Origin of the sequence: Leucobacter sp. cx-42 (genome assembly GCF_014529985.1) — a bacterium.
In the GTDB taxonomy this organism is placed as follows: Bacteria; Actinomycetota; Actinomycetes; order Actinomycetales; family Microbacteriaceae; genus Leucobacter.
This window is the reverse complement of the sequence record NZ_JACVMU010000002.1, coordinates 138,350-164,602: the sequence shown is the minus strand read 5'-3', so window position 1 is coordinate 164,602 and position 26,253 is coordinate 138,350. Positions and strand designations below refer to the sequence as shown.

Here is a 26,253-nt window from a genome sequence, read left to right as displayed (position 1 = left end):
GGATTCCCCGTGCTGACAACCGCACCTGAGCAGCCCGTAACCGCAGCAGCCGTTGCCGGGGCTCCCGTCGCCGGTGCGCTCACCGGCACCACCGGTGGCAAGAACGGCGGTAACCGCGCTCGCCGCATGGACGTGCCTCGCGATCCGCGCGCCACCGGCCGCGCCACCTCGTGGGTGACGCTCGCCGTCGTGCTGCTGGCATTGCACTGGTTTGCGTTCCAAGCAACCGACTTCCGTGTCGATGCGCTGGTGACCGGCGCAAACGGCATGGCCCGGTTCATCAGCGAGGCGTTCCCGCCTGACTTCTCGTCTGAAACGCTCGTCAAGGGCATCGAGGGTGCGCTCACCACGCTCTGGATCGGTCTGCTCGGCACGACACTTTCGGTCCCCTTCGCCCTGTTGCTCGCGGTCTTTGCCGCCCGTACCACGACGCCGAACGCCTTCATGTACCAGGTCGCACGCGGCATCCTCTCGTTCTTCCGAGCGGTTCCCGACATCGTGTTTGCGCTCATCTTCGTGACCGCGGTGGGCCTCGGCCCGTTCGCCGGTGTCCTCGCGCTCATCTGCCATAACACCGGCGTCATGGGCAAGCTCTGGGCCGAAGCGATGGAAGACATTGATCCCGGCCCCGAGCAGGCGCTCCGCACCGCTGGCGCATCGCGTTGGCAGGTCGTGTCGAACGCGACCATCCCGAGCGTGCTTCCGCAGCTCACCGGCCTGCTGCTCTACCGCTTCGATGTGAACGTGCGTTCGTCGCTCGTGCTCGGTCTCGTCGGTGCTGGCGGTATCGGTCTCCTCATCAACAAGGCGATCAAGACCTTCCAGTTCAACGAGATGCTCACCTACCTCATCATCATCCTCATCGTGATTGTGGCGGTTGACCTGCTCTCGGGTTGGATCCGGAAGCGTCTCCAGCAGTAGCCTGCTGGACGTCGATCCCGAACAGGGTCGCGAGGGCCTGCGCCGCATCGTCGCCGCGGCCCTCGCGACCGAGTGTGCGGATCCGCGTCATCGGCTCGTGGAGCAGCTTCCCGGTGAAGCGCCGGAGCGCAGAGGTGACCTGATCTGACTCGCACAGCTCCTCCTCGAGGATTGCCGCGACGTGGGTGCGCAACGCGCGCAGACTCGGGACGGCGTCCCGCTCCGCCTCAAGCGCGTGAAACTCTGCGGCGGCAGCGCGCACGATCTCGTGCGCTTCTGCCTCAGCGCTCAGCTCGGCGACGGGCGCGTGCTTGGCGATTGTTTCGAGGTCGAGGAGCGAGACTCCCGGCAGCCCGGCAACCGCTGGATCAATATTGCGGGGGAGTCCCAAATCAATCAGTAGGAGTCCCTGTTCACGAACCTGGCCCAGATGGTCGGTGGTGAGGAGGGGCTCTTCTGCGCGTGTGCAGGCGACAACGAGGTCGGCTGCCGCGAGTGCCTCGCTGAGCTGGTCGTTGGCGACCGGTGTGAGGTCGTGCTGGGTCGCGTAGTCGGCCGCTCGACCAGACGGTGAGAAAACCCGAATGTTGGTGACGCCGCGCGCTCTGAGCGCTGCGATTGAGGCGCCGGCGTAGGCGCCGGTGCCAATGAGGAGCACCCGAGCCGATGACCAGTCGGGGATGCGGGCTTCTGCGATCCGCAACCCAAGGCGCACGAGGGATTTGCCGCTTGACCTGATGTCTGTGCGATGCCCCACCTCGCGAGAGGTGCGGGTGGCGGTGCGAAACAGATGCTCCAATTGATGTGTCAATGTGCCCTGCTCGCGGGCGGCATCGTGTGCCCGGCGAACTTGCCCGGCAATCTCTGTTTCGCCAATGACGGCGGAGCGGAGGCCCGAAGCTACCTCGCACAGGTGTACGACCGCGGCGTGCCCGGTCGCGGTGGTCGCGACAGTGTCCAGGTCGGTCTCTGGGAGATTTGCCGCCGTGGCGATGCCCGCGAGGAGTGATCCGGGTACCCAGTCGTCTGGCTCGGCATCGAGGTCAGCGTACACCTCGAAGCGGTTGCACGTCGCAAGCACGACCGAGCCGCGGGTGAGTGGGGTCGTGGTGAGCGCGGCAGCAATCGCGTCTTGGCGAAGCGAGAGTCGCTCGAGGAGCCCAAACGGGGCGCGGTCGAGCGGGAATGACAGGGAAATAAGCATGTAAAGCGGGTTTTCAGGCTCGTGGTCAAGGATCAGGGATAAGCAAATCACCCATTCCTGAATACATCTGACCTAATACATCAGATGTGGGTATTAGTATCTGGTGCGATGAATGCTTTACCTGCAACCCACCCGCTCATTTCGGGGCGTACGAGCGGTTCGCCGTTGATCCGCGCGCTCCGTGGAGATCGTCCTGACCGTGTCCCCGTGTGGTTCATGCGCCAGGCCGGTCGCTCGCTGCCGGAATACCGTGCGCTGCGCGCCGAGCACCGCATGCTCGATGCGTGCCTTGATCCGCAGCTTGCCTCCGAGATCACCCTGCAGCCCGTGCGCAGGCACGGCGTCGACGCCGCGGTGTTCTTCAGTGACATCGTCGTCCCGCTGCTGCTTGCCGGTGTCGACGTCGACCTCGTCGCCGGGACCGGACCGGTCTTTACGCAGCCCGTGCGCACCGCCGCAGATGTGGCGCGCTGCCGCGCAGAGCACTCGCCTGAGCGCCTGCGGGCCGCGCTTGGTCCGATTCGTGAGGCGGTCGCCTTGACCGTTGCCGAGCTCGGTGAGGTGCCGCTCATTGGCTTTGCTGGCGCGCCCTTCACACTCGCTGCCTATCTCGTTGAGGGTCGGCCGTCGCGTGAGCACCTCAAGGCACGTGCGCTTATGCACTCCGACCCCGGTGTGTGGGCTGCCCTGCTGGACTGGGCTGCGGATCTCAGCGCCGTATTCCTCGAAGCGCAGGTCGAGGCTGGCGCGAGTGCGGTGCAGCTGTTTGACTCGTGGGCTGGCTCGCTGAGCGTCGCTGACTATCGCGCGGCCGTAGCGCCAGCGTCCCGGCGTGCGCTGTCGCTCGTGCGCGACACTGGCGTGCCGATCATTCACTTCGCGGTCGGGTCAGGTCACCTGCTTGAGGCGCTTGCCGAGGTTGAGCCGCACGCGCTCGGTGTGGATTGGCGGATCCCCCTCGACGAAGCAAGCGCCCGCCTCGGCGACGCGTTTCCGCTACAGGGCAACCTCGACCCCGCACTGCTGTTTGCAGGGCAGTCGGCGCTCGAAGAACACCTCGCCGATGTGCTCACCCGCGGCGAGCGCGCCCCAGGCCACGTGCTGAACCTGGGGCACGGAGTGCCGCCTGAGACTGATCCTGAGGTGCTCACTCGGATCGTGGAGTTTGCGCATGCCTGGCGTAGCTAGCGCCGGCGCTGCCGATGCTGGCCAGCTGGCTGTTGCCGTCGTTGGCGGCGGTGTTGCTGGGATGGTGGCTGCGTGGGAGCTCGCACGCGCTGGCATGCGGGTGACGCTGTTCGAGCGTGAGGCCACACTGGGTGGCCGAATTGCGAGCGCCCTGCTTGCGGGGCATCGCGTCGACCTCGGAGCGGAGGCCTTTGCGACGCGAAACGGTGGCGTGCACGCGTTGCTCGCAGATCTGGGGATCGCTGACGAGATTGTCTCGCCTGCAGCGCTCGGCTCGTGGGTGTACGCAGATGGTCGGGCGCTGCCGTTGCCTGCCGGTGGTGCGGTGGGGATTCCGGCCCAGCCGCTGTCCCGTGCGTCGCGAAGTGTGCTCGGCTGGGGCGGGGCGTTGCGAGCTGCGGCTGGGCGGGTGCTACCGATCCGCGCCAGGGTCACGCGAGATTCCTCGCTTGCTGAGCTCGTGCGCACCCAACTGGGTCAGCGGGTACTTGATCGGCTGGTGCGGCCGGTGTGCTTGGGAGTGTATTCGCGGGAGCCTGAGCTCATGTCGGTGGGTGCTATTCCTGGGCTGTACGACGCCTACGTGCGCACTGGGGGCTTGGTTCGTGCGGCGCGTGAACTGCGTGCGTCTGCGCTGTCGGCTGGTGGCGCGGTGGCCGCGCTTCCCGGCGGAATGTTTCACCTCGTCGACGTGCTCGAACGTGAACTGGAGCGCCTCGGTGTGCAGATCCGCACCGGCGTCACGATTGCCACGATTGGGGGCGCGGATCGCGACCGCATCATCCTCCGCAGCGAATCTGGCGAGTGTGTGGCCGAAGCCGATGGCCTTGTCGTGGCCACTCCGGAATCTGCGGCGAGCGCGTTGTTTGGGTGGGACGAGTGTGGCTCGCCGGCAGGCGAGGCCCCCGAGGGGGTCGGGGCAGCTGGAGCAGCCGGGGCCACCGGGGCCACCGCGCTGGTGGAAGTGGTGGCGCTCGCGCTGACGGACGCGCGCCTGGATGCCGCCCCGCGAGGCACTGGCATGCTGGTCGCCCCGGGTGGTGAGCGATCGGTGCGGGCGAAGGCCCTCACGCACGTCACGGCGAAGTGGCCTGATCGTGCGGCGCAGCGTGGGCCAGGCGAGCACGTGCTGCGACTCTCGTATGGTCGCGCCGGATCGGCTCCCGAGACCGTCGGATTGTCCGATGATGACGTGCGTGCGCTCGCACTGCAGGACGCATCGGAACTGTTGGGCGTGGATCTGGCTGACGCGTCAATCCAGGCGTGTGTGCGGCAGCAGTGGCATGCCGGGGGGAAGCGTTGCGAGTTGGTGGCAACCCCGCAACGTATCACCGTCGCTGGGGACTGGGTGCACGGCACCGGCCTGGCTTCGGTCATTCCTGGTGCGCGCACGGCAGCCCGCGACCTCATCACCAAACTTCGTCAAGCATCAACAGAAAGCGTCACGTCGTGAATTTCATTCCCGTCACCCGTGCTGATGGCCCAGTCGCCGCAGCTCCGAACCGCATCAGGATCGGCACCCGCGGCAGTGCACTCGCGGTCACACAGACCACGACCGTGGCCGAGGCGATCGCGCGAGCGACCGGCTGCGAAGTCGTGCTCGTGATCATTCGCACCCACGGTGACGTCTCTCGGGCACCGCTCGCGCAGCTCGGTGGCACCGGGGTATTCGTGAGCGCCCTGCGCGATGCGCTGCTCGCGGGAGAGTGCGACGTCGCGGTGCACTCACTCAAGGACCTGCCGACCGGACCCTGCGAGGGGGTCACCCTCGGGGCGGTACCTGAGCGCGCTGATCCGCGTGATGCGCTCTGCGCGCGGGACGGTCTCACCTTCGCAACGTTGCCCACAGGCGCGCTGATCGGCACCGGTTCTCCGCGCCGCACGGCACAGCTGCTCGCGCGCCGTCCGGATCTGCGGGTTACTGACCTGCGCGGCAACGTCGATACTCGACTTGCACGCATCACCGCGGATCTTGACGCCGTCATCCTCGCCTGCGCCGGACTCGATCGACTTGGCCGCGCCGATGCGATCTCGGAGCGGTTCCCGCTGACGGTTGCCCCCGCGGCTCCCGGCCAGGGTGCGCTCGCGATTGAGGTGCGCACGAGTGATGCGTCCGACCCAGTGTTGCTCACAGCCCTTACCGCGCTCAATGACCCGGCCACCCGGGCTGAATCACTCGCCGAGCGCGCGCTGCTCGGCACCCTCGAGGCCGGATGCGCTGCGCCCGTCGGTGCATCCGCGCGCATCGTGGACGGCCGCATCGAGCTGACGGCAGCCGTGTATGCGGAGGACGGCAGCGGCCATGTCACGGTCACCGCGAGTGACGAGTGGCAGGGATGGGGCGCGGATCGATCCGCCGTCTACCATCGCAGCCTGGCAGATGCGGTGCCCGCCGAGCTCGGTGCCCGAGTCGCGAGGGACCTCATTGCGCGCGGTGCGCTCGACGTTGCACCCGCAGGGACGCTCGGCGTGACCGGACCGTACGATCCTGCGCTGCAGGTGGTCGCGTGAGTGTGCCGGTGTCGTCCGAGGTTGGGGCGCTGCCGCTCGCTGGTGTTCGCGTGCTCGTGCCGCGCGGACCGCAGGACGGGGCCGCGATCGCCGCACACGTGCGGTCACTCGGGGGCGATCCCGTGCTTATACCGTTGCTCACAACCGGGCCACTCGAAAAAGATTTGGCCGATTCGTTCGCTGCCGCGGTTGCTCGGTGGAACGCCGGCGCCTACGCCTGGTGCGCCGTCACGAGCGCGCGGGGAGCCGAGGCGTTTGTTGCTGCCGGGGCGATGCCTGCGCGCGGTGGGCGGATCGCGGCCGTCGGCCCAGCCACCGCCGAGGTGCTGACTGCCGCGGGGTTCACGGTCGCGGTCATGCCCGCCGAATACACGGGGGAAGCGCTCGGTGAAGCGCTCGTGCGTGCGCTCGATCCTCAGATGGGTGCCCGCGTGCTGCTGCCGCTCTCACACATCGCGGCACCCACGCTCGAACAAACGTTGCTCACAGCAGGCCACCGGCCAGACCGCGTGACCGCCTATACGACAGTGGCGATCCCCGCAGACCCAGTACGAGACGCAGAGATCGACACCGCGGTTGACGCTGCGTTGGTGCTCAGTGGATCCTGCGCGCGCGCACTCCACTCCCGATTCCCTGAACTCTTCGCGCATGTGCCCCTCGTAGCCATCGGGCCGCCGACCGCGTCTGAGATCTCACGGCTGGGGCGATCCGAGCCCATCATCGCCACTATCCACAGCGCGCGAGGCGCCGTTGACGCGCTCGCCGCCACCTACTTGACTCACTCTTCACACCCATCGCAAGGAGCACCCGAATGACACACTTCACCGTCCCCACTCAGCGCCCACGGCGCCTGCGGGCGAACCCTGCCATGCGGCAGCTTGCTGCTGAGACGCGGGTGGATCCGCGAGACCTGGTGCTGCCGGTATTCGTGCGCGAGGGGATTACCGAGCCGCGACCGATCTCATCAATGCCCGGGGTCGTGCAACACACGATGGACTCGCTGCGTGCAGCGGTCTCGGAAGCCGCCGCTGCCGGTGTCGGGGGAGTGATGATCTTCGGCATCCCCGAGCATCGCGATGCCATCGGAAGTGCTGCGACCGATCCTGCCGGTGTGCTCAACGAGGCGACACGGGCGGTCGCTGCCGAGGTGGGTGATGCGCTCGTAGTGCAGACCGACCTCTGCCTCGACGAGTTCACTGACCACGGGCACTGCGGAGTACTTTCCCCAGGGGGTCAGAACGTCGACAACGATGCGACGCTTGCGCGGTATTGCGACATGGCACTTCGGCAAGCTGAAGCTGGATCGCAGCTGCTTGGCCTCTCCGGCATGATGGACGGCCAGGTTGCCGCGGTGCGAGCCGAGCTCGATCGCGAGGGGTTCATTAACACTGCGATCCTGGCCTACTCGGCGAAGTACGCATCTGCGTTCTACGGCCCGTTCCGTGAGGCCGTTGATTCGCAGCTCACCGGTGACCGTCGTACCTACCAGATGGATCCCGCGAACCGGCGTGAAGGGCTACGCGAAGCTACCCTTGACGCGGCAGAGGGCGCTGACATCGTGATGGTGAAGCCGGCGATGAGCTATCTCGACGTGCTCGCCGACGTTTCTGCCGTGAGCCAGGTGCCCGTGTGGGCGTACCAGGTGTCAGGCGAAGCCGCGATGATCGAGGCTGCTGCAGCCAACGGCTGGATCGACCGCCGAGCCGCGATCACCGAGTCTCTGGTTGGCATCCGTCGTGCGGGAGCTGATGCCATCCTCACCTACTTCGCTACCGAGGCTGCGGGGTGGCTGCGATGAACGGCGCGGATCAGACCCACCACGAGAGCAACCCTGTGAGCAACGCTGACCTCGCCGCGCGCGCTGCTCGCGCGATTCCAGGTGGGGTGAACTCGCCCGTGCGTGGCTTCGGCTCCGTCGGTGGCACGCCACGATTCATGGTGAGCGGCCAAGGCTGGCGAGTGACTGACGCGGAGGGGACGGAATACGTCGACCTCATCGGTGCGTGGGGTCCAGCGCTGCTCGGCCACGCACTCCCTGAGGTCATCGATGCGGTGCAGCGGAGTGCAGCGCAGGGACTCGGCTTCGGTACCTCGGTGCCGGCCGAGGCAGAGCTCGCCGAAGAGATCATGCAGCGGATGCCAGACGTGGAGCGGGTTCGCCTTGTCTCCACGGGCACCGAGGCGACAATGACGGCCATCCGTATCGCACGCGCGGCGACCGGTCGACCGCTCATCATCAAGTTTGCTGGCCACTACCACGGTCACTCCGACGGTCTACTCGCCGCGGCAGGCTCGGGCCTCGCCACCTTCGGACTGCCAGGCTCAGCGGGCGTGACCGCTGAGATTGCCGCCCAGACGCTGGTGCTCCCGTACAACGACCTCGCCGCACTCGAGACCGCGTTCGCCGCGCATCCGGGGGAGATCGCTGCGATCATCACCGAATCGGCTGCCGCCAACATGGGCATCGTGCCACCAGCACCCGGGTTCACCGCTGGCCTTTTGCGCATCGCCCATACGAACGGCGCGCTCGTCATTACCGATGAGGTGCTCACCGGGTTCCGTGCGAGCGCATCCGGCTACTGGGGCATTGAGCGGCCAGACATTGCGCCAGGGCAGCGCCCAGACCTCTTCACCTTCGGCAAGGTCATCGGCGGCGGCCTCCCGCTCGCCGCACTCGGCGGTCGTGCCGAACTCATGGACCTTCTCGCGCCTCTCGGTCACGTCTACCAGGGTGGGACCCTGTCAGGAAACCCGGTCGCCGTAGCTGCGGGCCTCGCCACGATGCGTGCAGCAGACTCGAGCGCGTACTCCCAGATCGAGTGGTTCGCAGACGCCCTCGCAGACGAAACCTCGACCGCGCTCGCCGCAGCTGGCGTCCCGCATCGCGTGCAGCGAGCCGGCACGCTGCTGAGCGTGCTGTTTGGTGATTTCCCCGCGGCACCGCACACCTACGACGAGGTGTTGCAGCAAGATACCGCTCAGTACCGCGCCTTCTTCCACGCGATGCTCGATGGCGGTGTGCACCTGCCGCCGAGTCCGTTCGAAACCTGGTTCGTAAGTGCCGCTCATGACGCCGTCGCGCTCGAACGAATTGCCGCTGTGCTGCCTGCAGCGGCACGTGCCGCTGCAGCCGCAGCGTAATTTCTTGAATCTCTGCGACGTTCTAAGCCCAGCCAATGAGAATCCCGCTACGATGCAGTTAACAGCCAGGAGAAAGGCACCACAAAGCTAATGTGCACACGAGTAGTTTGGCCCGACGCGAACGGCGCAGTTGTAGTCGGCCGAAATATGGATTTCAACATTGATCTCCTGACGAACCTGTGGAAGCTGCCTCGGGGCATCGAGCGCAACGACGGCGTGAACGGCAAGATTACGTGGACCGCCAAGTACGGCAGCATCATCGCCACCGCGTTCGACATGGTCGCGTGCGATGGCATGAACGAAGAAGGTCTCGCGGGCCACATCCTGTGGCTTGCAGAGTCGGACTACGGCACCCCCGCTGAGGGCGACCTGCAGCTCAGCCAGGCAGTGTGGCTGCAGTACTACCTCGACAATTTCAAGACCGTGGCTGAAGCAGTTGCGTGGACCGAAGAGTCGCAGGTACAGATCGCTGAGCTCATGGACCCGGTACGCCGTACTCCGCCGAGCCTGCACCTCGCGCTCAACGACGCAACCGGTGACTCGGCAATCATTGAGTACACCGATGGCAAGCCCAAGGTGTATCACAGCCGCGAGTACAAGGTCATGACGAACTCGCCGACCTACGATCAGCAGCTCGAGCTTGTGAAGCAGTACGAGGGTCTCGGCGGTGACAAGCCGATCGGCGGCACCACGCTCGCAACTGACCGTTTCGCACGTGCGTCGTACTACGTCGAGCGTCAGAAGCAGCCGAAGACTCAGCTGGAGTCGATGGCAGCGATGTTCAGCATCATGCGTAACGTGGCGCAGCCCTTCCGCATCCCGGATCCCGGCAAGCCCGACGCGTCGCAGACCATCTGGCAGACTGTGCTCGACCTGACGAACAAGCGTTACGCGTTCGAATCGACCACCCGTCCGAACATTGTTTGGGTCGACTTCAAGTCGCTCGACTTCTCGGAGGGTCTCCCCGAAATGAAGCTCGACCTCGTCGGCAAGATGGCGCTTGAGGGTGGCATCGCAGGCGACGTGAGCGGTCTCTTCAAGGAGGTCAGCCCGCTGACCGACAAGGGCCTCAAGCTGGGTCTGCGCTTCCTCCAGGTCGCATCGCAGAAGCAGGACGAGTTTGCAGCAGTTATCAAGGAGCTTCAGGGGCTCATGAAGGCTTCCTAAGGACGAGCGCGCTGATCCGCCCCTGCACACTCAGGCGCGGATCAGCTCGGCCTTCCAGACAGCGCAAAAGCGCCAGTACTCATCATTGTGAATACTGGCGCTTTTGCGTGGTGCGGAGCTATTGCTTATCTGAAGCATCCGATGCTGGCCCGCGGCTGCACTCGTACTCGTTCGCCTCATTGAACTTGTGCAGGAGCGTCCGAAGCGTTGTCAGCTCCTCTGGTGTCCAATCGGTGAGACGGTCGATGTAGTTCGCCGCCTGAATAGCGCGAAATTCCTCAATGAGTGCCTCAGCCTGCTCGGTGCGCGTGAGGAGCATGACGCGACGATCGTGCGGCGACTCAGACTCCGTAATGAGTTCTTGCTTACGCAAAAACGCTACCTGGCGGCTGACGGCGGCCTTGTCGATCCCCATTCGGGTCGAAATTTCTTTCGCACTGATGGGGCCAGAACGCAGAATGATCTGTAGCGTGATGAGACCAAGGCCACTCAAGCCAGGGCACATGTCCTCAGAGACGTGTGCCCACCGACGCCGCGTCAGGGCGACCGTCTGGCCCAGCTCCGAGAGGAGACCGGTGACGAGTGCTGTTCTCTCGTCACCGTCGGGAGTCATGCCTGGTCCTTCTGCTCTTCAGTTGCCGAAGCAGCCTCAGCTGCTCGAAGCTCTGCGATCCGCTCTGCATTGCTCTTCGTCTTGAGCGGCAGGTTCGGGAGGAACAAGATCGCGACGATTGCAACGATTGCAACCGGGCTTGCGTACAGGAAGATATTACCAATTGCGTGACCGTACGCCGATTCAACAACCTCGCGGATCGGGGCGGTAAGCTCAGCGATCTTCGGCAGCTGGCCGCCAGCGAGCGCCTCTGCGCCCTTCATATCTGCGGGGGACAGGTGAGCGATGCCCTCGCCGATGAAGGTCGTGACCTTCTGCGCCAGGATTGCACCCATAACCGAGATACCAGCGGTGCCACCGATGGTTCGGAAGAACGTGACTGCCGAGCTCGATGCACCGAGCTGATGCGGATCAACAGTGTTCTGCACGACCAGGACGAGGTTCTGCATGGTCATGCCGACACCAGCGCCGAGGATCGCCATCGAGATGCCGACGTACCAGTAGTTCGTGTCGTAACGCAGCTGGCCCATGAGGAGGAGGCCCGCGAGCAGCAAGAACCCACCGGTGACGACGTAGCCCTTCCACTTACCGGTCTTGGTGATGAGCTGACCGACGATGGTCGACGAGATGAGCACGCCAGCCATCATCGGAAGAGTGAGCAGGCTCGACTCGATGACCGTGCGGCCGCGGGCAAGCTGCATGTACTGGCCGAGGAACACTGCGGTGCCCATCATCGCCAGGCCAACAGCGATCGAAGCGATCGACGCCATCGTGAAGGTGCGGTTCTTGAACAGCTCAAGCGGAATGAGCGGCTCTTCGACCTTGAGCTCGACGAACACCGCGATGATCAGGAGAACGATGCCACCGATGACCATGACAGCCGACTGCCACGAGATCCAGTCGAAGTTCGAGCCCGCGAGGGTGATCCAGATGAGCAGGCTCGAGAAGCCGGTCGAAATGAGGGCCGCGCCCCAGTAGTCGATCTTGATCTTCTGCTTAATGACCGGAAGATGCAGCGTCTTCTGCAGCATGATGATCGCAACGATTGCGATGGGGGCTGCAACGTAGAAGTTCCAGCGCCAGCCGACGGTGTCCGTCAGCAGACCACCGAGGAGCGGACCGCCAACGGTCGCAACCGCCATGATCGCGCCGAGGATACCCATGTACTTGCCGCGCTCGAGCGGGCTGACGATCTCTGCGAGAACGATCTGGCCGAGAGCGCCGAGGCCACCAACGCCGATGCCCTGGAGCACGCGGAACGTGATGAGCCACGTGGAATCATGCGCGAAGCCGGCCAGCGCCGAAGCGATGATGAAGACGATCAGCGCGACCTGCAGCAGCACCTTCTTGCTGGTGAGGTCGGCGAGCTTGCCCCAGATCGGGGTCGAAATTGCGCTCGCGAGCATGGTCGCGGTGACGACCCAGGTGAACGCTGCCTGGGTGCCGCCGATGTCAGCAATGATAATCGGCATCGAGGTGCCGACGACGTTCATTGCGAGCATGGAAACGAAGTTTGCGAGGAAGAGGCCTGCGAGGGCCATGTTCTTTGCGCGTCCGGTGAGGACGCCTTCGAGGTGTGTCTTCACCGACCCGGTGGTTGGGGTGCTACTCATTCGCGGATGAGATCCTCTCGATTAGTTGATAGTCGTCAACTATATACGAATTGGTTGCTGTTTGACAACTAACTGTCTGAGAGTGGGCTGGGGTGTGGTGCGTGCGTGCTGAGGAATGTTGACCCGCGTCCCGCTGGCAGGCACATTTGCCGGAAATATGTAATCGGCCTGCAATATGCAGAATCCGGCCCCAAGCAACATATTGACGGCCGATTGCCGATCTGCGGAGAGTGGTCTGGGTGGGCGCCGGCCGCACTGACCGCCCGGGCCTCGACGGCCTCGCTGGCCTCGCTGGCCTCGCCGGCTTTTACCATCGGTATGAAAAAGTCGCTACATCTGAACGAATTTGGCCAAATCCGTCTTACCGACGCTCGATTTGCAGACGGGGTAAAGTGAGGACGACCAGGGGCGCGGATCACCCAACCACAACGCCCAAAACACAGAAAGTGGTGCGGCACAGAAGAAATCTGCACCGCACCACTCAAGTCACCCATGGGCAACCCAAAGCCAACCTGAAACCTACACGGCGTCGGCCTCGCGCTGCGCCCGCTGCGAGAAGTACACAGGGATGAGCGACAGCAGGATCATGAGCGTCGCAATGACGTTCACCTGGTTGACCTCGTTCGGGCGGCCCATCTGGTTGAGGATCCAGAGCGGCAGCGTCTCCACACCAGGCGGCGCCGTGAAGATAGTGACGACGATCTCATCGAACGACAGCGCGAAGGCGAGCAGGCCACCAGCGATGAACGAGCTGCGGAACTGCGGGAACGTCACGAGCTTGAACGTCTGCATGATGCCGGCGCCGAGGTCCATCGAGGCCTCCTCGAGGTTCGGGTTCATGCGGCGCAGGCGGGCGATCACGTTGTTGAACACCATGACCACACAGAAGGTCGCGTGGGCGATGATCATGCCCCAGTATCCGACGTGCAGACCCATGGGCTTGAGCACCTGGTGGAAGGTGTTCGACAGCGCGACACCGGTGACGATGCCGGGCAGCGTGATCGGCAAGATGATGAGCAGGTTCACGGTGTTCTGACCGAAGAACTTGAAGCGCTGCAGGGCGAACGCGGCAAGCGTGCCAAGGATCAGCGCGATCGCGGTTGCGATAACGGCAACGATGACCGAGTTGAGGAATGCGGCGTGCGCAGCCGGGTTGACGAGCGCCTTGTGCCACCACTCGAGCGAGAAGCCCGGAATGGGCCAGCCCGAAACACGGCCTGCGTTGAACGAGTTCATGATGATCACGAACATTGGGATGTACATGAAGCCCAGCACGATCGCGGTGATCGCGCCGAGGATGATTTTGGTTGAGCGGCTCAAGCGAAGCATGATGTTTCCTTCGACTTCCTGGGGCTTACAGGTTGTTCAGCGCGCCGGTGCGGCGGACTGCCCAAAGGTAGACAACGACGAGCACGATCGGGACGACCGCGAATGCTGCCGCGAGCGGCGGGTTGAGGTTGATGTTCTGCGCAATGACGGTGCCGATCATCTGGGTGCTGCCGCCGACGTACTGTGCAGCGATGTAGTCACCGAGGCTGAGCGAGAACGTGAAGATCGAGCCGGCAATGAGCGACGGCATGAGGAGGGGAGTGACGACGGTGCGGATCGTGCGCCCACCGCGGGCACCAAGGTCAGAAGACGCGTCAAACAGGTTGGGCTGGATCTGTGAGACCGCGGTGAAGACCGGGATCGCCATGTACGGGAACCAGAGGTAGACGAGCGTGAGCGTCACGGTGATGATGCCGAAACCGGGACCCGAAATACCGAGCGGTTCGAGTGCCCAGTTGAAGAAGCCCTGCTCGGTCCAGACGAGGCGCATGCCGATGACCTTGACGAGGTAGCCGGCCCAGAGCGGGAGCGTGACGAGCACTGCGAGCACCGCGCGCAGCTTTGGACCTGCAACCTGTGCCATGAAGACGGCGAGGGGAACCGCGAAGAGCGCACAGATGAGGGTCACCGCGAGAGCAATGCCGAGCGTGCGGCCTGCGGTCGCGAGGTACGCGGGGATCGTGAAGAGATCCTGGAAGTTTTCAAGCGTGAAGCCCGGCTTGACGCGGGAAGTGAATGGATCCGTCGTCCAGAACGCTGTGATGAGCAGCATCGCGAGCGACAGGATGTAGACGCCCACAAGCCAGACCATAGGAAGTGTGAGCAGCGCTGCGAGGCGCGACTTGGGGCGCCGGTAGAGCGCGGTCGAGAGCGGCTTCGGGCGGCGTTCGAGAAGAGATGGAGTACTCACGGGGTGTCCTCGTTGACTGGCTGCGTGCGGGGGGAGCGCGCGGTATTGCGTGCGGGGTGTCGCGCTGGCTCAGGAGAAGTCGCGCGCGATGAGAGGGGTGCCGTGGGGCGGATCACCAAAGCGGTCCGATCCGCCCCACGAATGAAGGGTGGTTAGCCCTTCACGGTCTGCCAGGCCTTGGTCCAGTCCTGGTAGTTGGTGCACTGGACGTCGGTGCGGCCGTCGATGCACTGGTCGATCGGGGTGGTCCAGAACCACACCTGGTCGTAGTAGTTCTCGTCGGTTGCGTTGAACGCCTCGCAGTGTGCCTTTGCTTCGTCGCTGGTGTCGCAGAACGCGGCGTTTGCGGGTGCCATGCCGAAGTTCATTGCGATTGCGCCGTTCACCTCGGGTGCCGAGGTGTAGTTCATCCACTCGTATGCGCAGTTGGGGCTCTTTGCGTCAGCTGCGAGCATCCATGCGTCTGACCAGCCGGTCGCTCCCTCTCCAGGGAGAACACTTGCGAACTTTGCGTCATCGCCGGTTGCCTTGCGGAGCACTTCCCACGAGGTGCCAACGACCGAGTTGCCGCCGGTGAACGAAGTGACGTTCGTTGCAGGGCTCCAGTACTCCGACACCATCGGGTTCTGCTGCTTGAGGAGCTCGGTTGCTGCTGCGAGCTGGTCTGCATCGAGCGCGTAGGGGTTCGTGATGCCCAGGTCAGGCTGGTGCTTCATGAGGTAGATAGCTGCGTCAGCGATGTAGATGGGGCTGTCGTATGCAGCGATCTTGCCTGCGTACGGGCTGTCCTTCTCCCAGACGACGTCCCAGCTCGTGGGAGCTTCCTTGACGACGTCGGTGTTGTACTGGAGGATGTTTGCGCCGCGACCGATCGGCACGCCGTAGGCATTGCCGTTGAGGGTGTCATAGAGCTGGCCCTGCATGCCGGGAACGATGTCGTCACCGAAGTTCGGGATGAGATCGGTGTTGATCGGCTGGACGTTGCCGTCAACAATGAGGCGGAGGCTTGCGTCACCCGATGCCGACACGAGGTCGTACTCTCCGGTGCGCATGAGGGTCACCATTTCATCACTGGTTGCGGCAACCTTGCGGTTGACGACGCAGCCGGTGTCTGCGGTGAACTGATCCGACCATGCGGGCTCAACGAAGCCCGACCATGCGACGATGTTGACTTCCTTTTCGAGGTCGCCGAGCTCCGTCATCATGGGGATCTCGGGGACGTCGATCTGGAGGCCGCCTGCTTCGCCGGATCCGCCAGCATCGCTGCTGGAGCAACCGGTCAGGACGAGACCCAGTGCGGCCGCGATTGCGAGCGGCGCAATGAGTGCCTTTTTCTTGTTCATCAGAACTCCTTTGTTGATGTGTCTTACGGGTATGAAAGCTGGGGAGCGAGGTGCGCGGGGCCGCGATGCGGGGCGCGGATCGCCCTAGGCCGCAGCGGCCTGCGCGCCGGCGGTGCCGGGGATCGCGGTCGCGAACTCGCGGGGGAACTGCAGGCGGACGTTGTCGCCGCGGCGGATCGCGATGCTCGTGCTGGGGAGATGCGCGTTCTGCGCCTCCGAGATGTATCGCTCGCCATCTGCGCCGTCGACGAGGTAGCGAGTGTGTGCTCCCGCGTAGACGGTTTCGGCGATGGTGCCTGCGATCTCGACGATGCCCTCGCTCGCTGCGGGAGCGCTCGCGTCGACGAGCGAGACGCGCTCGGGGCGGAGGCTATGCAGATCTGCGTTGCCGAAGTAACGCTGCGAAAGTTCCGAGGAGATGATGTTGGTCACGCCGAGGAAGCGAGCGACGAACTCGGTCTCCGGGAATTCGTAGACCTCGCGCGGTGACGCGACCTGTTCGATCTTGCCGTTGTTGAAGACGGCGACGCGGTCGGAGAGGGTAAGTGCCTCTTCCTGGTCGTGCGTGACGAAGATGAAGGTGATGCCGACCTCGCGCTGAATCTGCTTGAGCTCAACCTGCATCTGCTCGCGCAGCTGCTTATCGAGCGCGCCGAGCGGCTCATCGAGCAGGAGCACCTTCGGGCGCAGGATGAGTGCGCGAGCGAGCGCGATGCGCTGACGCTGGCCGCCCGAGAGCTGCGAGGGCTTGCGGCCGGCGACCTGGCTCAGGCGAACCTGCTCGAGTGCCTCGCCGACGAGCTTCGCGCGCTCGGCCTTGGCAACGCCGCGAACCTTCAGGCCGTAGCCAACGTTCTCTGCGATCGAGAGGTGGGGGAACAGCGCGTAGTCCTGAAAGACCGTGTTGACCTCGCGGTCAAAGGGGGCGGATCGCGTGACATCGGTGCCGTGCAGCAGGATCTGGCCCGCGGTCGGCTCTTCGAAGCCAGCAATCATGCGGAGGACCGTGGTCTTGCCCGAGCCCGAGGGACCGAGCATCGAGAAGAATTCGCCGTTGCGGATCTCCATGTCGAGGTCCTTCACCGCGGTGAAATCACCGAACTGCTTGAGAATCCCGCGAAGGGAAACCGCGCTCTCATTGGAATTGAGTGTGGGGGCGGAGTTATTGGCCATGTCGCGGGCTCCTCAACAACGGTGTCGAAAACTTGAATGCTATGAAAGCTAACATATGGGATTAAATGTTTTAGACGGAAAAGCAAGAATTTCGATCACAGTTCGGTTACGTTGTTACACAGGATCAGCCGGGTGATGTGTGCCAGACTCGTCCTCGGAAGCAAAGATTGGCACCCACAGGAGCTCGGAGGACGACGTGACTGAGACCCCCGCGCAGCTGGCGTATTTGGGTGACACGGAAGATGGAATTGCCCACGGCACCTCCCGTCTGCGCACCGCAGCCTTCGCGCCAATTGGTGAAGAGGGGCGCGCGGAACTGGTGATTTCGCGGATCATTCAGGCGATTACGGTCGGCGCTTTTGTTGAGGGTGAGCGGTTGCCAAGCGAGACGGAGCTCTCGCATCTGTTTGGTGTCGCTGTGGTGACCGTGCGAGAGGCCCTTGGGGTATTGCGTACGCGTGAACTCATTGTCACCAAACGCGGTCGCAATGGCGGCAGTTTTGTGCGTACGAGCCACGGTGCGGTGGAAGAAGTGAATGCGCGCTCACTCGTGGAGTTGCCCCGACTCGCCCTCGCGGATCTTGGTGTGCACTACGAAACGATCGTGACCGCGTGTGCGGAATACGCGTGCATGCGAGCGACGGACGATGAGCTCGCTGTCGTGCGTGAGATGCTCGACGCTGCGCGCGGGCTGCCCGCTGATCTCTGGCGTCGACGCATTACCGAGGTGCAGCTTGAATTGTCGGCGCTGAGCCAGTCGGTGCGCCTGACGACAGAGCATGTCAGGTTGCAAACGGAGTTCACGCCGTTGCTTGCGTTGCAGGACGGTGACAGTGTGGCGCGAGAGCAGACACACGCGTTCTTGGCAGCACAGATTTCCGCAACAGAAAGTGGCGATGTTGAGCTTGTGCGCACCACAGTGCGCGAGAGTGTGCGAGGATCGGTTCGCTGGCTTGTAGGATTCCGAGCAGAGTTGCTCGCCGGTAAATCAATCAGCGAAGTACGCGCGGCTGCTGAGCAGAAGCGCACAGATCAACATTCAATGGAGCAGGTGGATCTTGAGTGAAAGCGTGTCGGTAGACCACGCTGCGCGTGATGCAGTCGCACGCGAGGCGATGGCACGCGTCGATCATTTCTTTGACGGGGTCTTTGCGCCGCTTGATGCGTGGATCCCCGGCCTCATCGAAGATCTTCGACCGCACGCTGAGGCGGGTCTGACTGGACTGCAGCTGGCCACAATCGTCGAATCCGATGCGCATCGCATTCTGGACTTTGGCGATCGCCCAATTTACGGTGCGGGCTTCTGCGCGAGCGATGCGCTGGTTACCGAAGGAAACCCGCTCGCTTGGTGGCAGGGGCCAGAGAAGCTGCTCCTGGCATCCTCGACCTTTGGTCCTGGCAAAGCAGCCATCGACCTTGAGCGTCTCGAGTGGTATCGCGTTCCGCGCGAGACGGGGGAGCGGCATAGTGCCGGCCCGTTTGTTGATTACCTGTGCTCGAATGAAGTGACCATTACCTCAACCGTGCCGGTCACTGTTGATGGCAGCTTCTGGGGTGTGGTGTGCGCTGACGTGCTCGTCGGTGACATCGAAGAGCAGCTGCTTGAGCGCGGGCTCGGGCTGACTGATGCAACCCTCGTGAATTTGAGTGGTCGAGTCGTCGTCTCGTCGTCGGATGAGTACGAGACCGGTGATCGGTACCGCGGAGCGCAGGCGCACGCGGTGCGTTCTGAGCGCTACCCGTTCGTGCTCTACAGCGACTAGGGCGTGAGTGCGGGTGCACCTGAACGCTCGGGCGACTCTCAGGCTTTATGTTTATCGTTATGTCATGCGTAATGATAAACGTAATGAATCACCGCTAGTTCGGCGCTCGATGTCCACGGTCACCATGGGTTGGGTTGGCCTGTTGTTTGCCGTCGGAGCTGCGGTATTTGCATGCAACAATCTTGCTCAAACCCTGCGGCAACTCGCGCTTGGTCAAGTGCACGCAAGCATCCCGCTTCCATTTGATGAGATAGAACAAATGGGGCAGAAGTGGGGAGATCAGGTTGACTATTTGGCGAACGGCTATGCCGATGTGGGAGTAACTCACGTGTCGGCCGACCTGATTGGGTTGTTCCGAACCGCCGCTTTGATCGAGTATCCAGTGACAATTTTGCTTGCGCTCCTCGCAATTGTTGCGATTCTCCTACTGTTTGTTGGCAAGCTGCGATGGAATGTACTCGCGGGTCTCACGGTCTCGGGAGGATTGCTCCTTGCTGCAGGATCACTGCTCGCAGGGAAGGCGCAAAAGTTCGCGGCCGAGTCGCTGTCGATTGACCTGTACGCCCGATCCGGTGACTGGCTTGAGCCGGGATTCTTGTCAGGACTGAATGCTGTGCCCGTGTTCGTGGGAATCGGTATTGCTGTGATTGGATGGTCGATGCGAACGAGCGGTCGATTCGCAAGTGAAGCTGATGGGGTGGTCTAGTTGCCAGAGACACGCATTGTCGTTTCCCTGGATGCGCGTCTCGCCGAGCGCGGAATGACGCTGACGGAGCTCTCGAAGCGTGTTGGGGTTTCTGTGGTGAATCTCTCGTTGTTGAAGAATAACCACGCCAAAGCGATACGGTTCTCAACCCTTGAAGCAATCTGCGAAGCTCTCGATTGTCAACCTGGTGACCTCTTGTCGTTTCACCGAGAGATAAGCGCTCCGAGCGTGGACGAGCGATAACGTAGGCGTACGCCTACAGCAGGTGGCCGCCGCCAGTGACGCGCATGCGTTCGACGAGCTTCTTGACGTCTTGTGCGCGTGCCTTCGTGGTGACGAGTAGTACATCTTGCGTGTCGACGACTACGGCATCTTCGACGCCAACGAGAGCGACCAGGCGGTCACTCTCAGAGACAACGATGCCACTCGACGCGTCAGACAGTACCTGGGCGCCATCACCGAGCACGGCGAGGTCGCTCCCACTGCCGCGGCCGCGGGTAAGCAGGTTTGCGACGGAGGCGAAGTCACCGACATCATCCCAGTCGAAGTGTGCGGCGACGCAAACCATCTTGCCCGCCGCTGCTGCAGGCTCGGCAACCGTATAGTCGATTGCGATCTTCTCAAGTGTCGGCCAGAGGCACTCGCGTACCGCGGCACCCTTCTTCGTGTCCCACGAAGCCGCCATCTCGCGGAGCGCTGCAACGAGCTCCGGGCGTGATTCTGCCATCTGGTCGAGCAGCACGGTCGCGCGAGCGATAAACATGCCTGCGTTCCACAGGTAGTTGCCGCTCTCGAGGTACTGTTCTGCGCGGGCCTGGTCGGGCTTCTCGACGAACTCGGTCACGCTGTACACGTCGAACGGTGCGATGTCACTCCGTGCAGGGCCACAAGCGATGTAGCCGAACCCCGTCGAGGGATGGCTTGGATGGATGCCGATCGTGACGATGGAACCCTGATCTGCCGCGTGCGCCGCGGTCGTTACCGCGCGCCGGAAGAGCACATCGCCGCGAATCACATGGTCTGCAGCGAACGAGCCGATGATCGCATCGGGATCGCGCAGTTCAAGGATTGCTGCCGCAAGACCGACAGCTGCAGAAGAATCTTTCGGCTCAGACTCCGTAATGAGATTGGAAGAAAGGAGATCGGGAAGCTGTACCTGAACTGACTCGCGGTGAGCGTTTCCGGTGACGACCATGATGCGCTCTGCCGGCGCAATTGGCGCGAGTCGATCCCACGTTGCGCGGAGGAGAGAATCGCCAGAACCAGTGAGATCAAGCAGAAACTTCGGTGCGTTTGCACGGGAAAGTGGCCACAGTCGAGAACCGACACCTCCAGCGGGGATCACGCACGTCAGGCGATCAAGAGCGGAGCTGGTGACAGTCGAATCAGTCATGGCTCCTAAGCTTACGTGGATCACTTTCGGAGCGCTGTAGGGAAAACCAGAAGTCTGTGGGACATCATCGGGGCAAACATGGTGTCATAATGGAAGGCAGCGGAACTCTACTTCGATGCCCGCGACCCGTTCGTGTGCCCTGTTGGCGGCGAGCGGATTTCTTGCGTCGAAGCACCGTTCTCATCTTCAAACGCCGGCGACGTCGGCGCATGCGGAGCTAAGGAGGAAGCTCGTGACAGCCCAAACTGCACAGGCCGCGGCGGCGAAGCCGAAGACGAAAGTCGGCGGCACGCTCTATCGCGGTAACGAAGGAATGTGGTCGTGGGTGTTGCACCGTATCACCGGTGTTGCGATCTTCTTCTTCCTTCTCGTACACGTGCTTGACACTGCACTCATTCGTGTGAGCCCCGAGGGCTACAACGCGGTGATGAGCGTCTACAAGACCCCGATCATGGGTCTTGGCGAGGCAGCTCTCGTTGCAGCGATCGTGTTCCACGCATACAACGGCATCCGAGTGATCCTCGTTGATTCCTGGAGCAAGGGTCCCAAGTACCAGAAGACCATGTTCTGGGTCGTTATCGCGCTGTGGGCAGTAACGATGGCCGGCTTCCTGCCGCGTCACCTCATGAACGTGTTCGGTCACTAAGGCGAGGAGAAAACAACATGGCTATGACTATTGAAGCTCCCCGCTCGCAGAAGGCTGCGAAGAAGAACACGAACTGGGAGAAGTGGGGCTGGATCTACATGCGCGTTTCGGGCGTTCTGCTCGTCGTGCTCGTATTCGGTCACCTCGCATCGAACCTCCTCCTCACTGAGGGCGGCGTTCACGCAATCAACTTCGGTTTCGTCGCTGGCAAGCTTGCAAGCCCGTTCTGGCAGGTCTGGGACACCCTCCTGCTGTGGCTCGCACTCATCCACGGCGGCAACGGCATGCGCACCATCGTGAACGACTACGTCACGCGCCCCGGTGTCGCAAAGACCCTCAAGGTTCTGCTCTTCATCTCGGTTGCTGTGCTGGTCCTTCTCGGCACGCTCGTGATCTACACGCTGAACCCCTGCCCGGCCGGCACCCCTGCCGACCTGCTTCCGTCGTTCTGCCCGGCTGTTTAAGCCTGACTCACGACACACAGACGTACTGAAACGAAGTTAGGACTAACGTGACCACCGATACCCACGCGGGCGAGGAAGTTACCGTCAAGGACGGCATCACTTATCACCAGTTCGACGTTGTCATCGTCGGCGCTGGTGGCGCAGGTATGCGCGCAGCAATCGAGGCTGGCCCCAAGGCTAAGACCGCGGTTATCACCAAGCTGTACCCGACCCGTTCGCACACCGGTGCGGCACAGGGCGGCATGGCAGCAGCTCTCGCAAACGTTGAGGACGACAACTGGGAGTGGCACACCTTTGACACTGTCAAGGGTGGCGACTACCTCGTCGACCAGGACGCGGCAGAGATCCTCGCCAAGGAAGCCATCGACGCGGTCATCGACCTCGAGAACATGGGCCTTCCCTTCAACCGTACGGCTGACGGCAAGATCGATCAGCGTCGTTTCGGTGGCCACACCCGTGACCACGGTAAGGCAGCTGTCCGTCGTGCATGCTACGCAGCAGACCGCACCGGCCACATGATCCTGCAGACGCTGTTCCAGAACTGCGTCAAGCTCGGCGTGAACTTCTTCAACGAGTTCTACGTACTCGACCTGGTCATGACTGGTGAGGGCAAGGACCGCAAGCCCGCAGGCGTCGTTGCATACGAGCTCTCGACTGGCGCGATTCACGTGTTCCAGGCGAAGTCGATCGTCTTCGCGACTGGCGGCTTCGGCAAGATCTTCAAGACCACCTCGAACGCTCACACCCTCACTGGTGATGGCGTTGGCATCGTGTGGCGCAAGGGCCTGCCCCTTGAGGACATGGAGTTCTACCAGTTCCACCCGACCGGCCTTGCCGGCCTTGGCATCCTCCTCACTGAGGGTGCACGCGGTGAGGGCGCGATCCTCCGTAACGCGAGTGGCGAGCGCTTCATGGAGCGCTACGCACCGACCATTAAGGACCTCGCGCCCCGTGACATCGTCGCTCGTTCGATGGTGCAGGAAGTCCTCGACGGCCGCGGCGCTGGTCCCCACGCTGACTACGTGTACCTCGACTGCACCCACCTCGGTGCTGAGGTGCTCGAGACCAAGCTCCCTGACATCACCGAGTTCGCTCGCACCTACCTGGGCGTTGACCCGGTAGTCGAGCCGGTTCCCGTGTTCCCGACCGCACACTACGCAATGGGTGGCATCCCCACTAACGTTGACGCAGAGGTGCTTATGGACAACGACACCGTTGTTCCCGGTCTCTTCGCAGCCGGTGAGTGCGCGTGCGTTTCGGTGCACGGCGCCAACCGTCTCGGCACCAACTCGCTCCTCGATATCAACGTCTTCGGCAAGCGCTCGGGTAACCGCGCAGCTGATTACGCGAACGAGGCAGAGTTTGTCGCGCTTCCTGAGGATCCCGCAAAGGAGGTGCGCGAGCTCGTCGAGAGCTTCCGCACCGGCACCGGCACCGAGCGCGTAGCGGATCTCCGCCGCGAGCTGCAGGAAGCAATGGACCGCGGCGCTCAGGTGTTCCGCACCGAGGATTCGCTGACCGAGGTACTCGGAGTGATCCACGACCTGCGCCTGCGCTACAAGAACGTTGGCGTTCAGGACCGTGGCTACCGCTACAACACCGATCTCCTCGAAGCAATCGAGCTGGGCTTCCTGCTCGACCTCGCAGAGGTGCTCGCGTACACCGCTCGTAACCGTAAGGAAAGCCGTGGCGGTCACATGCGCGACGACTACCCGAAGCGTGACGACGAGAACTACATGCAGCACACCATGGCGTACCTCTCGGGCGATCCGCACTCGGCTGATCCCGATGACCACATCCGCCTCGACTGGAAGCCAGTCACCTTCACTCGTTATGAGCCCATGGAGAGGAAGTACTAGGTCATGAGCACCGCTACCGCAGAGGCCGCAACGACGGCCGCTCCCGACGCACCTAAGCCTTTCACCGTCACGCTCCTCATCCGCCGCTACCTTCCGGAGCAGCAGGAAGAGGCGTACTGGGAAGACTTCGATGTCGAGATGTACCCGACTGACCGTATCCTCGATGCGCTCCACAAAATCAAGTGGGACGTTGACGGCACGCTCAGCTACCGTCGCTCGTGTGCACACGGCATTTGTGGCTCGGACGCTATGCGTATCAACGGCCGCAACCGCCTCGCATGCAAGACCCTGATCAAGGATCTTGACATCACGAAGCCCATCTACGTTGAGGCAATCAAGGGTCTGCCCCTTGAGAAGGACCTCATCGTTGACATGGAGCCCTTCTTCGCTTCGTACCGTGAGGTGCAGCCGTTCCTCGTTGCGAACACGACCCCTCCCGAGGGCTCGGAGCGCATCCAGGACATCGCTTCGCGCGAGCGTTTCGACGACACCACCAAGTGCATCCTCTGCGCTGCGTGCACCTCGTCGTGCCCCGTCTTCTGGACCGATGGTCAGTACTTCGGCCCCGCAGCGATCGTGAACGCACACCGCTTCATCTTCGACTCGCGTGACGATAACGCTCAGGTTCGTCTTGACATCCTCAACGACAAGGAAGGCGTGTGGCGCTGCCGCACCACCTTCAACTGCTCAGAGGCATGCCCCCGTGGTATCCAGGTCACCAAGGCAATTGCTGAAGTGAAGTCTGCGATCCTGAGCGGCAAGACCAACTAATTCAGGGAGGTTCGTGCCGCAACCACGAACCCTGAGCTGACTATGACGACAGACCCCACCAACCTCCGCCCGGTATTGGCTGAGATTGGTGGGGTCTCGTCGTCCCGCCAGGAGCGAGTCCAGGGCGTGCAGGCGCTGTGGGCTTGGGTGCAGCACACCCGACCATTCCGCGCCTGGTCACATTTCGTTGACATCGGCGGCGTCGTCATGTCTTCTGGCATGAGTTACCAGGCGCTCTTCGCGGTGTTTTCCGCGCTGTGGGTCGGTTTCGGTATTTTCGGCATCTTCCTGCGCGGCCAGACCGAACTAATTGAGACCATCGTCGAGCAGATCAATACCTTCATCCCCGGCCTCGTCGGTGATGGAAACGCGGCTGTGTCGCTGAAGAGCTTGACCACCACCCGCATCATTGACTGGACCAGCCTCGCGGCAGGCGCGTCTCTCCTCTGGATCTCGATCAACTGGTTTACCGGCACCAGGCGGTCAGTCCGCATCATCTTCGGCCTCGAAGTGAAGCGCTATCGCAACGCAGCGATTCTCAAGCTTCGCGACTTTGGCCTCGCCTTCTTGCTCCTCATCGCGGTGGTGCTGTCTGCGGCTCTGACAATTCTGAGTAGCAACGTCATGCACTGGCTCCTTGGGCTGTTTAGCGAGCCGCACTTTGCCTGGCTACTGACGTGGCTCGGCACCGTGATCCGCTACGCGCTGCTTTTTGTGGTCGACGTGCTCGTACTCGTCGCAATCCACCGGTTGCTCGCCGAGATTCGCGTGCCATGGCGACCGCTCCTGTTCGGTTGTGGCCTGGGTGGTGCGGCGTTGCTCGCACTGAAGATCCTCGGCGGACTGCTGCTCGGTGGCGCTACGAGTAACCCCCTGCTTGCGTCATTCGCGGTGTTCATCGGTCTGCTGCTCTGGTTTAACCTCATCTGCCGGGTGATCTTGCTGACCTCATCGTGGATCGCAACCGGCATCCACCGCAGCTACGGTCTCCCGATGCAGTGGGTACACTCGCCTACCGAAGAAGCTTCACGCATCACTCACGTGCTCCCAGCGCGTGAAGTGCTTGCTGTTGACAATCGTCCCGCGTCGGGTGGCTATCGGTTTGGCCAGGCGGCTGCGCTCGCATTTGCGGCGGTCTCCGGCGACTCGGTTATTGACGATGTGCTCGAACCCACAGATCACACGCTTGAGGTGCGCGCGAGCATCTCCGGTCGCGTGAACGAATGGGCGGTCCCTGACCGGGCGTTCATTGGCGCGGGTGACCTGCTCGTGACGGTGTCCGGCAAAGCCGAGTCGCGGATCCGCCCCACCACCAGCGAGGCCACTCCCGACCCGTATGCGGGCTTTGCAGCGGAGGAAGCGATCCGAGCCTCTGGCACGGGGTACGCAAGCTTCGTCGTGCGCGCAGGTGCGAAGGTCGAGGCTGGTGATTTGCTCGCGCGGATCGAACCAAAGCGTCCCCAGCGAACGCTCAAACAACGTCTGCGGCAAACAGATCGCAAGAGTACGGCAGAATAGTAGCTGTTGGCGCATTGCGC

The 26,253-nt window shown here is 62.9% G+C and carries 25 protein-coding genes; 17 read left to right on the top strand and 8 right to left on the bottom strand.

Annotated features, from left to right (window positions below; genetic code table 11):
• The first annotated feature begins 9 nt into the window (after window positions 1–9).
• Complete coding sequence (gene phnE / locus ICM05_RS03345) at window positions 10–921, top strand: phosphonate ABC transporter, permease protein PhnE (RefSeq protein WP_353055807.1); 912 nt, start codon at window positions 10–12, stop codon at window positions 919–921.
• Here phnE and ICM05_RS03340 read toward each other — a convergent pair.
• A complete protein-coding gene (locus ICM05_RS03340; protein WP_188023157.1) occupies window positions 860–2,125 on the bottom strand; it encodes a glutamyl-tRNA reductase in 1,266 nt (421 codons plus the stop codon). The genes phnE and ICM05_RS03340 overlap by 62 nt on opposite strands.
• Window positions 2,126–2,233: 108 nt before the next feature.
• On the opposite strand from ICM05_RS03340, the gene hemE reads away from it, so the two are divergent.
• From hemE to ICM05_RS03305, 7 genes are all read left to right on the top strand, one after another.
• Window positions 2,234–3,313, top strand: a complete 1,080-nt coding sequence (hemE, locus tag ICM05_RS03335; protein ID WP_188023156.1) for a uroporphyrinogen decarboxylase — start codon at window positions 2,234–2,236, stop codon at window positions 3,311–3,313.
• Window positions 3,297–4,766: a protoporphyrinogen oxidase gene (gene hemG, locus ICM05_RS03330; protein ID WP_188023155.1), complete on the top strand. Its 1,470-nt coding sequence runs from the start codon at window positions 3,297–3,299 to the stop codon at window positions 4,764–4,766. Before hemE ends, hemG begins: the two co-directional genes overlap by 17 nt.
• Window positions 4,767–4,771: 5 nt before the next feature.
• Window positions 4,772–5,824 (top strand): hydroxymethylbilane synthase, encoded by a 1,053-nt coding sequence (gene hemC / locus ICM05_RS03325; RefSeq protein ID WP_188023193.1) that lies wholly within the window; start codon window positions 4,772–4,774, stop codon window positions 5,822–5,824.
• On the top strand, window positions 5,821–6,639 hold the full coding sequence (locus ICM05_RS03320; RefSeq protein ID WP_188023154.1) for a uroporphyrinogen-III synthase: 819 nt from the start codon (window positions 5,821–5,823) through the stop codon (window positions 6,637–6,639). The genes hemC and ICM05_RS03320 overlap by 4 nt, the downstream gene beginning before the upstream one ends.
• A complete protein-coding gene (gene hemB / locus ICM05_RS03315) occupies window positions 6,636–7,622 on the top strand; it encodes a porphobilinogen synthase (RefSeq protein ID WP_188023153.1) in 987 nt (328 codons plus the stop codon). Before ICM05_RS03320 ends, hemB begins: the two co-directional genes overlap by 4 nt.
• Complete coding sequence (locus ICM05_RS03310) at window positions 7,619–8,965, top strand: glutamate-1-semialdehyde 2,1-aminomutase (protein ID WP_188023192.1); 1,347 nt, start codon at window positions 7,619–7,621, stop codon at window positions 8,963–8,965. Before hemB ends, ICM05_RS03310 begins: the two co-directional genes overlap by 4 nt.
• A 90-nt stretch (window positions 8,966–9,055) precedes the next feature.
• A complete protein-coding gene (locus ICM05_RS03305; protein WP_188023152.1) occupies window positions 9,056–10,132 on the top strand; it encodes a linear amide C-N hydrolase in 1,077 nt (358 codons plus the stop codon).
• 118 nt (window positions 10,133–10,250) lie between these two features.
• On the opposite strand, the gene ICM05_RS03300 is transcribed toward ICM05_RS03305, so the two are convergent.
• The 6 genes from ICM05_RS03300 to ICM05_RS03275 form a co-directional block, all read right to left on the bottom strand.
• Complete coding sequence (locus ICM05_RS03300) at window positions 10,251–10,745, bottom strand: MarR family winged helix-turn-helix transcriptional regulator (protein WP_188023151.1); 495 nt, start codon at window positions 10,743–10,745, stop codon at window positions 10,251–10,253.
• On the bottom strand, window positions 10,742–12,358 hold the full coding sequence (locus tag ICM05_RS03295; RefSeq protein ID WP_188023150.1) for a DHA2 family efflux MFS transporter permease subunit: 1,617 nt from the start codon (window positions 12,356–12,358) through the stop codon (window positions 10,742–10,744). Before ICM05_RS03295 ends, ICM05_RS03300 begins: the two co-directional genes overlap by 4 nt.
• A gap of 519 nt (window positions 12,359–12,877) precedes the next feature.
• Window positions 12,878–13,687, bottom strand: a complete 810-nt coding sequence (locus ICM05_RS03290) for an ABC transporter permease (protein ID WP_188023149.1) — start codon at window positions 13,685–13,687, stop codon at window positions 12,878–12,880.
• Window positions 13,688–13,712: 25 nt separating this feature from the next.
• Window positions 13,713–14,597: an ABC transporter permease gene (locus ICM05_RS03285; protein ID WP_188023148.1), complete on the bottom strand. Its 885-nt coding sequence runs from the start codon at window positions 14,595–14,597 to the stop codon at window positions 13,713–13,715.
• A 152-nt stretch (window positions 14,598–14,749) separates the two neighbouring features.
• Complete coding sequence (locus tag ICM05_RS03280) at window positions 14,750–15,940, bottom strand: extracellular solute-binding protein (protein ID WP_188023147.1); 1,191 nt, start codon at window positions 15,938–15,940, stop codon at window positions 14,750–14,752.
• Window positions 15,941–16,024: 84 nt separating this feature from the next.
• The gene (locus ICM05_RS03275) at window positions 16,025–17,113 is read right to left on the bottom strand and encodes an ABC transporter ATP-binding protein (RefSeq protein WP_188023146.1); all 1,089 of its coding nucleotides are present in this window, start codon (window positions 17,111–17,113) and stop codon (window positions 16,025–16,027) included.
• Window positions 17,114–17,309: 196 nt separating this feature from the next.
• Between ICM05_RS03275 and ICM05_RS03270 the strand changes: the two genes are divergently transcribed.
• The 4 genes from ICM05_RS03270 (at window position 17,310) to ICM05_RS03255 (ending at window position 19,825) form a co-directional block, all read left to right on the top strand.
• Window positions 17,310–18,179 carry a GntR family transcriptional regulator gene (locus tag ICM05_RS03270; protein WP_353055805.1) on the top strand — a complete coding sequence of 290 codons (870 nt, stop codon included), beginning with the start codon at window positions 17,310–17,312 and terminating at the stop codon, window positions 18,177–18,179.
• Window positions 18,180–18,183: 4 nt separating this feature from the next.
• A complete protein-coding gene (locus tag ICM05_RS03265; RefSeq protein WP_353055804.1) occupies window positions 18,184–18,876 on the top strand; it encodes a hypothetical protein in 693 nt (230 codons plus the stop codon).
• 109 nt (window positions 18,877–18,985) lie between these two features.
• Window positions 18,986–19,582 (top strand): hypothetical protein, encoded by a 597-nt coding sequence (locus tag ICM05_RS03260; protein ID WP_188023145.1) that lies wholly within the window; start codon window positions 18,986–18,988, stop codon window positions 19,580–19,582.
• Window positions 19,583–19,825 carry a helix-turn-helix transcriptional regulator gene (locus ICM05_RS03255; protein ID WP_188023144.1) on the top strand — a complete coding sequence of 81 codons (243 nt, stop codon included), beginning with the start codon at window positions 19,583–19,585 and terminating at the stop codon, window positions 19,823–19,825.
• Window positions 19,826–19,838: 13 nt separating this feature from the next.
• On the opposite strand, the gene ICM05_RS03250 is transcribed toward ICM05_RS03255, so the two are convergent.
• Window positions 19,839–20,975, bottom strand: a complete 1,137-nt coding sequence (locus tag ICM05_RS03250; protein WP_188023143.1) for a mannose-1-phosphate guanylyltransferase — start codon at window positions 20,973–20,975, stop codon at window positions 19,839–19,841.
• 232 nt (window positions 20,976–21,207) lie between these two features.
• On the opposite strand from ICM05_RS03250, the gene sdhC reads away from it, so the two are divergent.
• The 5 genes from sdhC to ICM05_RS03225 are packed head-to-tail and all read left to right on the top strand — an operon-like array spanning window position 21,208 to window position 26,233.
• Window positions 21,208–21,621: a succinate dehydrogenase, cytochrome b556 subunit gene (sdhC, locus tag ICM05_RS03245; RefSeq protein WP_188023142.1), complete on the top strand. Its 414-nt coding sequence runs from the start codon at window positions 21,208–21,210 to the stop codon at window positions 21,619–21,621.
• 17 nt (window positions 21,622–21,638) lie between these two features.
• Window positions 21,639–22,085 carry a succinate dehydrogenase hydrophobic membrane anchor subunit gene (locus ICM05_RS03240; RefSeq protein WP_188023141.1) on the top strand — a complete coding sequence of 149 codons (447 nt, stop codon included), beginning with the start codon at window positions 21,639–21,641 and terminating at the stop codon, window positions 22,083–22,085.
• A gap of 47 nt (window positions 22,086–22,132) precedes the next feature.
• Complete coding sequence (sdhA, locus tag ICM05_RS03235; protein ID WP_188023140.1) at window positions 22,133–23,944, top strand: succinate dehydrogenase flavoprotein subunit; 1,812 nt, start codon at window positions 22,133–22,135, stop codon at window positions 23,942–23,944.
• Between the two features lie 3 nt (window positions 23,945–23,947).
• Window positions 23,948–24,715, top strand: a complete 768-nt coding sequence (locus tag ICM05_RS03230; RefSeq protein WP_188023139.1) for a succinate dehydrogenase iron-sulfur subunit — start codon at window positions 23,948–23,950, stop codon at window positions 24,713–24,715.
• Window positions 24,716–24,757: 42 nt separating this feature from the next.
• Complete coding sequence (locus ICM05_RS03225) at window positions 24,758–26,233, top strand: YhjD/YihY/BrkB family envelope integrity protein (protein WP_188023138.1); 1,476 nt, start codon at window positions 24,758–24,760, stop codon at window positions 26,231–26,233.
• Window positions 26,234–26,253: the final 20 nt, after the last annotated feature.

Excerpts from the sequence above, each read along its gene's own strand:
- ICM05_RS03340 (WP_188023157.1), bottom strand. The coding sequence starts at position 2,125 with ATGCTTATTTCCCTGTCATTCCCGCTCGACCGCGCCCCGTTTGGGCTC.
- hemE (WP_188023156.1), top strand. The coding sequence starts at position 2,234 with ATGAATGCTTTACCTGCAACCCACCCGCTCATTTCGGGGCGTACGAGC.
- hemG (WP_188023155.1), top strand. The coding sequence starts at position 3,297 with ATGCCTGGCGTAGCTAGCGCCGGCGCTGCCGATGCTGGCCAGCTGGCT.
- hemB (WP_188023153.1), top strand. The coding sequence starts at position 6,636 with ATGACACACTTCACCGTCCCCACTCAGCGCCCACGGCGCCTGCGGGCG.
- ICM05_RS03310 (WP_188023192.1), top strand. The coding sequence starts at position 7,619 with ATGAACGGCGCGGATCAGACCCACCACGAGAGCAACCCTGTGAGCAAC.
- ICM05_RS03305 (WP_188023152.1), top strand. The coding sequence starts at position 9,056 with ATGTGCACACGAGTAGTTTGGCCCGACGCGAACGGCGCAGTTGTAGTC.
- ICM05_RS03300 (WP_188023151.1), bottom strand. The coding sequence starts at position 10,745 with ATGACTCCCGACGGTGACGAGAGAACAGCACTCGTCACCGGTCTCCTC.
- ICM05_RS03295 (WP_188023150.1), bottom strand. The coding sequence starts at position 12,358 with ATGAGTAGCACCCCAACCACCGGGTCGGTGAAGACACACCTCGAAGGC.
- ICM05_RS03290 (WP_188023149.1), bottom strand. The coding sequence starts at position 13,687 with ATGCTTCGCTTGAGCCGCTCAACCAAAATCATCCTCGGCGCGATCACC.
- ICM05_RS03280 (WP_188023147.1), bottom strand. The coding sequence starts at position 15,940 with ATGAACAAGAAAAAGGCACTCATTGCGCCGCTCGCAATCGCGGCCGCA.
- ICM05_RS03275 (WP_188023146.1), bottom strand. The coding sequence starts at position 17,113 with ATGGCCAATAACTCCGCCCCCACACTCAATTCCAATGAGAGCGCGGTT.
- ICM05_RS03260 (WP_188023145.1), top strand. The coding sequence starts at position 18,986 with ATGTCCACGGTCACCATGGGTTGGGTTGGCCTGTTGTTTGCCGTCGGA.
- ICM05_RS03250 (WP_188023143.1), bottom strand. The coding sequence starts at position 20,975 with ATGACTGATTCGACTGTCACCAGCTCCGCTCTTGATCGCCTGACGTGC.
- ICM05_RS03240 (WP_188023141.1), top strand. The coding sequence starts at position 21,639 with ATGGCTATGACTATTGAAGCTCCCCGCTCGCAGAAGGCTGCGAAGAAG.
- ICM05_RS03230 (WP_188023139.1), top strand. The coding sequence starts at position 23,948 with ATGAGCACCGCTACCGCAGAGGCCGCAACGACGGCCGCTCCCGACGCA.
- ICM05_RS03225 (WP_188023138.1), top strand. The coding sequence starts at position 24,758 with ATGACGACAGACCCCACCAACCTCCGCCCGGTATTGGCTGAGATTGGT.